The organism is Candidatus Methylomirabilota bacterium, from assembly GCA_036002485.1.
Lineage (GTDB): Bacteria > Methylomirabilota > Methylomirabilia > Rokubacteriales > CSP1-6 > AR37.
This window is the reverse complement of record DASYTI010000230.1, coordinates 1-9,802: the sequence shown is the minus strand read 5'-3', so window position 1 is coordinate 9,802 and position 9,802 is coordinate 1. Positions and strand designations below refer to the sequence as shown.

General features: G+C 67.8%; 8 protein-coding genes and 1 pseudogene. 4 read left to right on the top strand and 5 right to left on the bottom strand.

Annotated features, from left to right (window positions below; translation table 11 throughout):
- A pseudogene (locus tag VGT00_20280) lies at nucleotides 1-206 on the bottom strand (IS110 family transposase).
- Nucleotides 207-403: 197 nt separating this feature from the next.
- On the opposite strand from VGT00_20280, the gene VGT00_20275 reads away from it, so the two are divergent.
- Both VGT00_20275 and VGT00_20270 read left to right on the top strand, forming a co-directional pair.
- Nucleotides 404-1,627 carry a DUF6351 family protein gene (locus VGT00_20275; GenBank protein HEV8533769.1) on the top strand — a complete coding sequence of 408 codons (1,224 nt, stop codon included), beginning with the start codon at nucleotides 404-406 and terminating at the stop codon, nucleotides 1,625-1,627.
- Nucleotides 1,627-2,601: an ABC transporter substrate-binding protein gene (locus VGT00_20270; GenBank protein ID HEV8533768.1), complete on the top strand. Its 975-nt coding sequence runs from the start codon at nucleotides 1,627-1,629 to the stop codon at nucleotides 2,599-2,601. The genes VGT00_20275 and VGT00_20270 overlap by 1 nt, the downstream gene beginning before the upstream one ends.
- Before the next feature lie 3 nt (nucleotides 2,602-2,604).
- Here VGT00_20270 and VGT00_20265 read toward each other — a convergent pair whose 3' ends face one another.
- Nucleotides 2,605-3,447 (bottom strand): carbon-nitrogen hydrolase family protein, encoded by an 843-nt coding sequence (locus VGT00_20265; protein HEV8533767.1) that lies wholly within the window; start codon nucleotides 3,445-3,447, stop codon nucleotides 2,605-2,607.
- 451 nt (nucleotides 3,448-3,898) lie between these two features.
- Here VGT00_20265 and VGT00_20260 point away from each other — a divergent pair, with 451 nt between their 5' ends.
- Nucleotides 3,899-4,906 carry a proline racemase family protein gene (locus VGT00_20260; protein HEV8533766.1) on the top strand — a complete coding sequence of 336 codons (1,008 nt, stop codon included), beginning with the start codon at nucleotides 3,899-3,901 and terminating at the stop codon, nucleotides 4,904-4,906.
- A 5-nt stretch (nucleotides 4,907-4,911) separates the two neighbouring features.
- Nucleotides 4,912-6,162, top strand: coding sequence for a D-amino acid dehydrogenase (locus VGT00_20255; protein ID HEV8533765.1), 1,251 nt, complete (start codon nucleotides 4,912-4,914; stop codon nucleotides 6,160-6,162).
- Between the two features lie 16 nt (nucleotides 6,163-6,178).
- On the opposite strand, the gene VGT00_20250 is transcribed toward VGT00_20255, so the two are convergent.
- The 3 genes from VGT00_20250 to VGT00_20240 form a co-directional block, all read right to left on the bottom strand.
- Nucleotides 6,179-6,886 (bottom strand): ABC transporter ATP-binding protein, encoded by a 708-nt coding sequence (locus VGT00_20250; GenBank protein HEV8533764.1) that lies wholly within the window; start codon nucleotides 6,884-6,886, stop codon nucleotides 6,179-6,181.
- An 11-nt stretch (nucleotides 6,887-6,897) separates the two neighbouring features.
- Nucleotides 6,898-8,901 (bottom strand): branched-chain amino acid ABC transporter ATP-binding protein/permease, encoded by a 2,004-nt coding sequence (locus VGT00_20245; GenBank protein ID HEV8533763.1) that lies wholly within the window; start codon nucleotides 8,899-8,901, stop codon nucleotides 6,898-6,900.
- A partial coding sequence (locus tag VGT00_20240) for a branched-chain amino acid ABC transporter permease (protein ID HEV8533762.1) occupies nucleotides 8,898-9,802 on the bottom strand: 905 nt, incomplete at its 5' end. The genes VGT00_20240 and VGT00_20245, both read right to left, overlap by 4 nt.

Below are 9,802 nucleotides of genomic sequence, written 5' to 3'. Positions count from 1 at the left end.
AGTACCAGGTGAAGATGCACTCGACGGCCACCACGAGATCCTCCCGGTACCCGGCGATGGTGGCGAGAAAGTGCCCCGGGGTCGCGGGGCCATTATTTACGGGGGACGCGCACCGTGCCGCCCGCGTCCAGGATGCAGATGTACATCCGTCTCGCGTGCAGATCGATCCCACAGTCGTATCGGTGTTGCCCAGTATAGAATCTCATCCAGTCTCCTCCTTCCCCCGGTCGGGGGGTGTTGTTTGGCCGCAACCACCTTACCCTGCCGGGTGGTAAGGGGGGGCCTGGATGAGGATCATCGCGCTGCAGCGGACCGGGCGCTCGCGTTGCTCGCTCCGGCCGGTGACCGCGGCCGTTGGGCGGACAGAGGCGACACCAATGACAGAACCCAATAGGCGGACATAGTGTCACCGGGACGGCGTCTCGCTCTCGTGGTTGTGGTCCTCCTCGCTCTCGCCGCCGGCCCCGCCCTGCCGAGGGTCCCGGCAAGCGATGGCGGCCCCATCAGCCGGCGGGGCACTTACGAGGGCGGGCGGTACCTGATCGAGGTACCGGCCGGCTGGAACGGCGGGCTCGTCCTCTATGCCCACGGTTTCGGTGTCACGCAGGCTTCGCCCCTGAGTTCGCACCTGCTCGACCGGGGTTACGCGCTCGCCGCATCGAGCTACCGCACCGAGGGCTACCGCGTCGACTTGTTCGTGGATGACATGCGAGCGCTGCTCGAGCTGTTCATCCGGGAGGTACGTCGCCCGCGATGGGCCGTCATCCACGGGCAGTCCATGGGAGGGCATGTGGCGATCGCCTCGCTCGAGATCTACCCGGGCCTGTATCAAGGGGCGCTCATCGAGTGCGGGGTCATCGATGGGATTGGGCTTGTCGACCTTTACCACGCCGCGCGCGCCGCCGCCGAGTACCTCGGCGGTGTCAACCTCTTCGATGCGCCGGATCGGGAAACCCTCAGCCGCCGGCTGAACGGCCAATGGCTGCCCCGCATGGGGGCGCCGCCCGCCTATACGGAGCGGGGCCGGCGCTTCGACAGCGTCCTCAAGTATCTGACGGGCGGTGACCGGCCGCTGCGGCTACAGGGGCTCCCCCCCTTCTACTTAGTCTACGTCGTACCTGGGACCGGCGGCGACACCCAGGAACTGCGACGAGCCGCGAGCACATTGCAGGTCAGATATCGGATCGACCCAGGGCTCGGCGTCACCGAGGAAGAGCTCAACGTCAAGGTCCGACGCATCGCACCGGCCGAGGGCGCGAGGTCGCGGAGCGTGAACCCGGCCTTCGCCGAGCTGACCGGCCGCATAACCGTGCCCGTGCTCGCCATCCACGAGACCGGGGATGGGCTCGTGCCGTGGAGCCTCGAGCAAGCGTACCGGCGCCGGACGGTTGCCGCGGGCACGGCCCATCTGCTCGTGCAGCGGGCGGTGCGGCGGCCGGGCCATTGCGCGTTCGACGGCGAGGAGCGTGAGCAGGCCTTCGACGACCTCGTCGCGTGGATCGAGCAGGGAACCAAACCGGACGGCGACGACGTACTCGCGGCCGATGTGTCGAGCCTCGGCCTGCGATGGACGCGCATCCGCCATCCCGAAGATCCCGTCCAGCCTCGCGAGCCCTCCCCAAAGTGATGAACCGAAGACAAGCTTTACTCGCGCTGTTGGGTCTTAGCCTGGGACTGCCTGCGGCGCGAGAGTCGAGCGCGCAGCCTACCGGCAAGGCTCCTGTAGTCGGGCTGCTCGACGCCGGCGAGCGCTTGGAGTGGTGGGCGGCTTTCCGGCAGCAGCTTCGCGAACTCGGCTACATCGAAGGCCAGAACGTCTCATTCGAAGCGCGCTTTGCCAGCGGCAAATACGAGCAGGTCCCGGTCTTGGCCCAGGAACTGGTTCGCCTCAAGGTCGCTGTCATCGTGACAAGCGGTAGCGTGGCTGCCCAGGCCGCCAAACGGGCCACCAGCACGATCCCCATCGTCATTGCGACCGGCGGCAGCGAGCCTGGTCTCGTGGCGAGCCTCGCGCGGCCCGGAGGCAATGTCACGGGGGTGACGAGCATCGGCCCGGAATTGGCGGGCAAGCGTTTCGAGACTCTCCGAGAGGTCCTTCCCACGATGTCCCGGCTGGCGGTTCTCTGGCATCGGGACAACCCCGCCTCCGCGCGTCAGCTGCGAGAGCTCGAGGCCGCTGCTCGGTCGTCAAAGGTTGGGCTTCAGGATTTGGGGGTCAAGAGCGCGGGCGAACTCGCTGGAGCTTTCTCGGCCATGACTCAGAAGCGTGCCCGAGCAGTTTTCGTCATCGCCGGCCCGTTATTCTTTTCCGAGCGCGGGCGAATTTCCGACCTCGCGATCAAGCACCAATTGCCGAGCATACACGGAGTGTCCGAATACGTGGAGGCCGGAGGGCTTCTTTCTTACGGGCCGAGCTACTCCGATCTCTTCCGGCACGCCGCCGTCTACGTGGACAAGATCCTGAAGGGCGCCAAGCCCGCCGACTTGCCGATCGAGCAGCCGACGAAGCTCGAGCTGGTCATCAACCTCAAGACGGCGCGAGCGCTCGGAGTGACCATTCCGCGTCTGATCCTGTTGCGCGCCGACCGGGTGATCGACTAGCGGTCAGAGCCGCTCGTAGCCCCGATACAGCTCCGGGCGGATCCACTGCTTGAATATGCCGGGCTTGGTCCGCCACGGCAGCGTGCCATCGACTCGCCGGTCGAGCTCGTTGCGCAGCCACTCGATACGCGCGAGATCGACGGTCACGGTGAAGACGCCGGGCTTCCGCGACTCGAGCAGGATCTCCTCGGGAGTGCAGATCATGGCGTGGCCGCTGCCGCCCTCGAGGATGTTGCGGCTCGTCGCGGTGATCATCAGGTTCTCGATCGCGCGGGCCCAGACGAGGGTGCGCCAGGTCTCGTGGAGCTGCGGCGGCCAGAGCCCGGCGGGCAAGAGGGTGATCCGCGCGCCCTGGAGGGCCATCATCCGTGACAGCTCGGGCACGTAGACCTCGCTGCACATCAGGATGCCGAGCTTGCCGAACTCCGTCTCCCACACCGGCAGCTCGTCCGCTTCCTGGTACTTGAAATCCCAGAACTTCCCGCCCTCGTAGATCCACGGGCCGGGCGGCGTCGTGCGCCTGTACTTGCCGATGCGCTGGCCGTTCGGACCGTAGAGGTAGAGGCAGTTGTAGCAGGGGGCGTGGCCGACGTCGTCCGGACGAATGTACTCGACGGCGCCGCCCACGACATAGACCTTCTCCTCGCCCGCCACGGCGGCGAGGTCTTCGTGCGGGGAGTAGTTCACGGGCACCGTGTACGGGCCAGGGTACGTCTCCGGGAGCATGACGAGCTTGGCGCCATCGCGGGCCGCCTGGCGAATGTAGGCGACCGCGCGATCGACGTTCTTCGGGGCGTCCGCGCCCGTGAGTGTTTCCGGCTGAACCACCGCGAGTCTCAGGTCCATCTCACGCTCCTCCATCGCGACGGATGGTGGGTATCCACTTCCCGGCGATCTCGCGCCCTTCACCGGCGCCGAGCCCTATCCTAACACCGAGCTCGCCGAGCGGTTTTTCGCCCTGTCACGGTTTGACCCAGGCTGTTCCTGAACCAATCTTCTCCTCGCACCGCCCCCTCACCCTGCCCTCTCCCCCGCTGGGGGAGAGGGATGAAAATAGGGCTTGTCACGCTGCAGTTCGTACCACCCCCTCACCCTGCCCTCTCCCCCGCGACGGGGGAGAGGGATGAGAATAGATTCGTCACGCTGCACTTCTTCGTACATCCCTCTCCCCCATGGGGGAGAGGGCAGGGTGAGGGGGAGCGCCTGTTCCCGCATAGTTTGTGCTGGCGCGCGCTCCGCGCTGGATCTTGACAGGGCGTGAGGGGTGCAGTCTCATGGCCCTCACTTGGAGGTGCCTATGCGATCCGATCGCGTGATCGGGACCATCGACTTCCACACGGCAGGCATCGGGATGCGGCTGCTGACGAGCGGCCTCGGGAGGCTGCCCGGAAGCACGATCGCGGACAAGCGGCGATGGTTCCAGGAGCATCTCGACGATCTCCGGACCGGCCTCTGCCTCGAGCCGCGCGGGCACCGCGGCCTCCTGATCGCGGTCATGACCGAGGCGGTCACGCCCGCCGCGCACTTCGGTCTCTTCTTCATCTATCCGGGCGGCTATTACGTTTCGTGTGGCGAGGGCACGATCGGCGCGGCCACGGTGGCCCTCGAGACCGGGCTGGTGCCCCGCACGGGGGCCGAAACCCCGGTCGTCATTGACACGGAGGCGGGTGTCGTGGAGACGATCGCGCGCTCGGACCGCGACCGCGTCCGCGAGGTCACGCTCCGGTGGACGCCGTCCTTCGTCGCGATGCCCGGGCACGTGATCGAGGTCGAGGGCGTGGGCGAGGTGCCGGTCGACATCGCCGTCGGCGTCGGCAACGTCTTCGCCATCGTGGAGGCGGCGCACGTCGGCGTGTCGGTGCGGCGAGAGCTCGCGAAGCGCATCGCCCAGCGGGGGATGGCCGTCCGCCACGCGGTCAACGCCCAACTCCAGGTCGAGATACCGGGTCTCGGCAAGACGAGCGTGGACAACGTGCTCGTCCACGAGTTGCCGGATGCCGACGGCGTATCGCCCAACGCCCTCGTCTGGGGCCCCGGCCAGGTCGACGCCGCCCCGTGTGGATCGGGCACGTGCGCGCGCCTGGCCCTCTTCCATCACCGGGGCCTCATGGGCGTCGGCTCCACGTTCGTCAGCCAGGGGCTGCTCGGGCTCAGCTTCACGGCTCGGATCGGCGGCGAGACGGAAGTCGAGGGGCGGCCGGCGATCCTGCCCGAGATCACCGGCACCGCGTACCTGACCGGGTTCAGCCAGTTCCTGTTCGATCCCGACGACCCCCTGCGCACCGGCTACCTACTCGACGTCTAGCCGGCATGAAGACCCTCGTGCTGGGCGGCGGCGTTGTCGGCGTGACCACGGCCTATTTCCTGGCCCAGACCGGCCACGAGGTGACGCTCCTCGAGGAGAAGGACGGGCTGGGGCTCGAAGCCAGCGCCGGCAACGCGGGGATCATCGCGCCAGGGCACTCCTTCGCGTGGGCTTCGCCGCGCGCCCCCGCCATGCTCCTCCGCTCCCTGCGCGGCGCCGAAACGCCCATTCGCGTGCGGCTCGCCCCCGACCCGCGCCTGTACCTCTGGGGGCTCCGCTTCCTGCGCGAGTGCACGGCGGCGCGGGCGCGGCGCAACACGCTCGTCAAGCTCCGCCTCTGCCAGTACAGCCAGCGCGTGATGAACGATCTGGTGCGAGCCGAAGGGCTCGAGTATGACGCCATCACGAAGGGGGCTCTGTATCTCTATCGCAATCGGGCCGAGCTCGAGGCGGGGATCAAGAAGATGGCCCTTCTCGCCGAGCACGGCCAGAAGCAGGAAGTCCTCGACGCGAGCGAGGTGGCAAGGCTCGACCCCGTGTTCGAGCCGGTCAAGACCAAGATCGCCGGAGCAATCCGCGATCTCGGTGACTCGAGCGGCGACTCGCGCCTGTTCACGGAGCGTCTGGGGGCGCTTTGCCAGGATCGGCTCGGCGTCACCGTGAAGCTCGGCTCCCGCGTCACCGCGCTCCAGGCCGGCGGGGACCGCATCGACGCCGCCGTCACCAGCGACGGTACTCTGACCGCGGACAACTACGTCCTGGCCCTTGGCGTGGGGAGCCCAATCGTCGCCCGGACGGCGGGGGTGAGCCTCCCCATCTATCCGGCCAAGGGCTACTCCTCGACCTTTCCGCTCAAGCCGGGTGGCCTCGCGCCCACCATCCCCGGGGTCGACGAGCAGTGGCTGGTGGGCTGGTCACGGCTCGGCGACCGGCTGCGCCTCACCTCGACGGCGGAGTTCGCCGGCTACGACTGGGGCTGGACGCCGCGGGACTTCAACAACATCCTTCGCTTCGCCCGTGACGTCTTTCCCGACGCCGTCGACTACGATCGGGGAGAGTACCGTGCCTGCCTGCGCCCAATGACGCCGGACGGGCCACCCATCCTCGGTCTCGGCCGCCACCGCAATCTCTTCTTCAACTGCGGCCACGGCCACATGGGCTGGACCATGGCGTGCGGCACTGCTCGGATCGTCGCCGACCTCATGAACGGGCGCATGCCTGAGCTTGACCTGGAGGGTCTCACCTCTCGCCGGTGACCTCGACTCCCCTCGCCTACTTTTCCCCCAGGTAAGCCTTGCGCACGACGTCGGAGCGAAGCAGCGCGAGGGCCGCATCCTGGAGCACGATCCGCCCCGTCTGGATGACGTAGCCCCGGTGCGCCACCCGCAACGCCATGCGGGCGTTCTGCTCGACGAGCAGGATGGTCGTACCGAGCCGATTGATGTCGCGGATGATCTCGAAGATGGTCTCCACCAGGATCGGCGAGAGCCCCATCGACGGCTCGTCCAGGAGCAGCATCTCGGGACGGGCCATGAGCGCGCGACCCATCGCCAGCATCTGCTGTTCTCCGCCTGAGAGCGTGCCGCCCTTCTGCCCGAGGCGATCACGCAGCCGCGGAAAGAGCGCGAGCACCCGCTCCAGGTCCTGGGGAATCGCCTCGCGGTCGGTCCGCGCGAAGGCGCCCAGCTCAAGGTTCTCGAGCACCGTCATGGGAGCGAAGATCCGGCGGCCCTCGGGAGACTGGGCGATCCCCAGGCGAGCGATCCGGTGCGTGGGCACCTTGTCGATCCGTTTCCCGCCGAAGGTCACGGTGCCTCGCAGCGGCCGCACCGTCCCGAGCACCGTCCGCAGCGTGGTGGTCTTCCCCGCCCCGTTCGAGCCGATGAGCGTGACGATCTCACCGCGCGCCACGGTCAGGGAGACGCCCTTGAGCGCGCGAATGTTGCCATAGTAGGCGTGCACGTCATTCAGCTCGAGCAGGGCAGCTCCGTTCACGGGGTGACCAGCTCCTGCTCGTAGCCCTTGCCCAGATAGGCCTCGATGACTTTCGGGTTCTGTCGGATCTCGGCCGGCGTGCCTTCCGCGATCCGGGTGCCGTAGTCGAGCACGGTGATGCGGTCGGAGATCCCCATCACCACCTCCATGTGATGCTCGATGAGCAGGACCGCGAGTCCGAGCTCGCGCCGCAGGAGCCCGATCAGCTCGGTGAGGGCGTCGGTCTCCCGCGGGTTCATTCCCGCGGTCGGCTCGTCGAGCAGCAAGAGCCTGGGCTCGGTAGCCAGGGCCCGCGCGATCTCGAGCCGGCGCTGATCGCCGTAGGCCAGATTCTTGGCCAGCTCGCCCTCCTTGTCGCCCAGACCCACGAAGCCGAGGAGATCTCGCGCCCGGCCGCGAGCGCGGGCTTCCTCGGCGACGACGGCGGGCGGGCGGAAGACGGCGCCCGCCACCGAGGCGTGGAGCCGGCAATGCTCGCCCACGAGGACGTTGTCGAGCACGGTCATGTTCTGGAAGAGCCGGATGGACTGAAAGGTGCGGGCGACGCCGCGCCCGACGATCTGATGGGGCTTCAGCCCGACCAGGCTCTCGCCATTCAATCGAATCTCCCCCTGGTCCGGCCGGAGCAGCCCGGTGACGAGGTTGAAGAACGTCGTCTTCCCGGCGCCGTTCGGTCCGATCAGCCCGACGATGCCCGCGGGCGGGATGACGAGGTCCACCTCGCTCACCGCCACGAGGCCCCCGAAGCGCCGCGTCAGGCCCCGCACGTCGAGAACAGGAGTCGTGGTCAGGCTCGTTCGCGACGCTCCAGGCTTCCGCAGCCAGGACGGGATCGCCTCTGCCTGCGGGCGCGGCGGCGCGGCCACGAGCGCGAGAGCCTCCTCCCGCTCGTCCACGTCGGCGTCAGGCGGGCGCACGCGCCGTCCCGCCAGCCCCTCCGGCCTGACCAGCATGACGATGACCAGGCCCAGGCCGAAGAAGAACCAGCGCCAGAGCGTGAGATCGACGCTCGTGAGGGTGGCGATACCCAGCGACCGACCGATCCAGCGCACCAGGAATGTCAGCTGAGCGAGAAGGATCCGATCGAAGAGCGTGATCAGCATGCCGCCCAGGATGACGCCCTTGAGGCTTCCCATGCCCCCCAGCACGACCATGCACAGGAGCATGATCGAGACGTTGAACTCGAAGGCCCCGGGCGTGATGGCCGACAGCTTGGCCGCATAGAACGAGCCCGCGAAGCCGGCGAAGGACGCGCCGAGCCCGAAGGCGAGGAGCTTGGTCTTGACCGGGTTCACCCCCGTGCAGTCGGCCGCCGTCTCGTCCTCGCGGATGGCCATCCAGGCCCGGCCGAGCCGCGAGTCGCGCATGCGGTTCATGGCCCACAGCGAGAGCGCGCCGATGATCAGGATGAGGAAGGACCAGGGGATCGGATCGGTCTCGAAGTGAAGGCCGGGGAGGTAGGGCCGACCGACCGGGTTCACGCCGTTCTCGCCCCCGGTCATGTTCAGCTTCTCGATCGGCCGCCAGCCTCCGATCTCGACGGTGACGTCCCCCATGTTGCGGATCGCCACCGGGATGATCTCGCCGAAGGCGAGGGTGATGATGGCGAGGTAGTCCCCCCGGACCCGGATGGTCGGGGCCCCGATGATGAGGCCGAAGATCGCCGAGACGATCGCCGAGATCCAGATGATGACCCAGAAGCTCCAGACGTGCCCGTGGAGCGGCGAGCCGAGGAGCGGGGAGTTCAGCAGACCCATGGCGTAGGCGCCGATCGCGAAGAAGGCCGCGTAGCCGAGGTCGAGGAGCCCGGCGTAGCCGACTACGATGTTCAGCCCGAGGGCGAGGAGGACGTAGATCATGCCGTCCGAGACCGCGTGAATCGTCTGGGTCCGCAGGGCGCGGTCCACGAACGGATAGGCCACGACGGCCACGACCACGACGGTCGCCGCCAGCCGTTGCCGCTGCAGCGGGGTGATCCGCGAGGTCAGGCTTCCCGTCACAGCCGCTCGGGCGTCCGCTCGCCCAGCAGGCCGTGGGGGCGGAAGACCAGGACCAGGATGAGGATGGAAAAGACGACCGCGTTGGTCCAGCGGGCGGAGATGTACTGGTCGCTCCACGCCGACAGGAAGCCGATCACCAGGCCGCCGAGGGCGGCGCCTGGCATGTTCCCGATCCCGCCCAGGACGGCCGCCGTGAAGGCGCGGAGGCCCGCCTGGTAGCCGACCCACCACTGGCCCATGTTGTAGTACATCCCCTGGATCACCCCGGCCGCCCCGGCCAGGGCCCCGCCGATGAAGAAGGTGAGAATGATCGTCCTCTCGACGTTGATCCCCATCGCGGCGGCGGTCTCCCGGTCCTGGGCGGTCGCGCGCATGGCCTTGCCCCAGGTCGTCACGCTGATGAAGCGCTGGAGCGCGACCATGAGCGGAACCGTCAGCCCGAGCACGAGCAGGTCCTTGCTGGTGATGAAGATCTTCGAGTTCCAGCCGAACCACTCGTACAGGATGTCCACCGAGGGAAAGATCTCGGGGTACGAGACCGGCGCCGGGCCGACCCACAGCAGCGCGATGTTCTCCAACATGAAGGAGACGCCGATGGCGGTGATCAGCGGCGAAAGGCGCCCGGCGTGACGGAGCGGGCGGTAGGCGAGGCGGTCGATGATGACGTTGATGAGGGCGGTCGTGAGCATGGTCGCGAGAAAGACGAGCGGCAGGATCGTCACGAGGTGCCAGCCGTAGAGGGTCTTCGCCATCCCGATCAGGCTGAAATAGGTGAGTGAGATGAACAGGCCGAGCATGAACACGTCACCGTGGGCAAAGTTGATCAGCTCGATGATCCCATAAACCATCGTGTAGCCGAGGGCGACGAGGGCGAAGACGGCGCCGCGCGTCAGACCGTTGA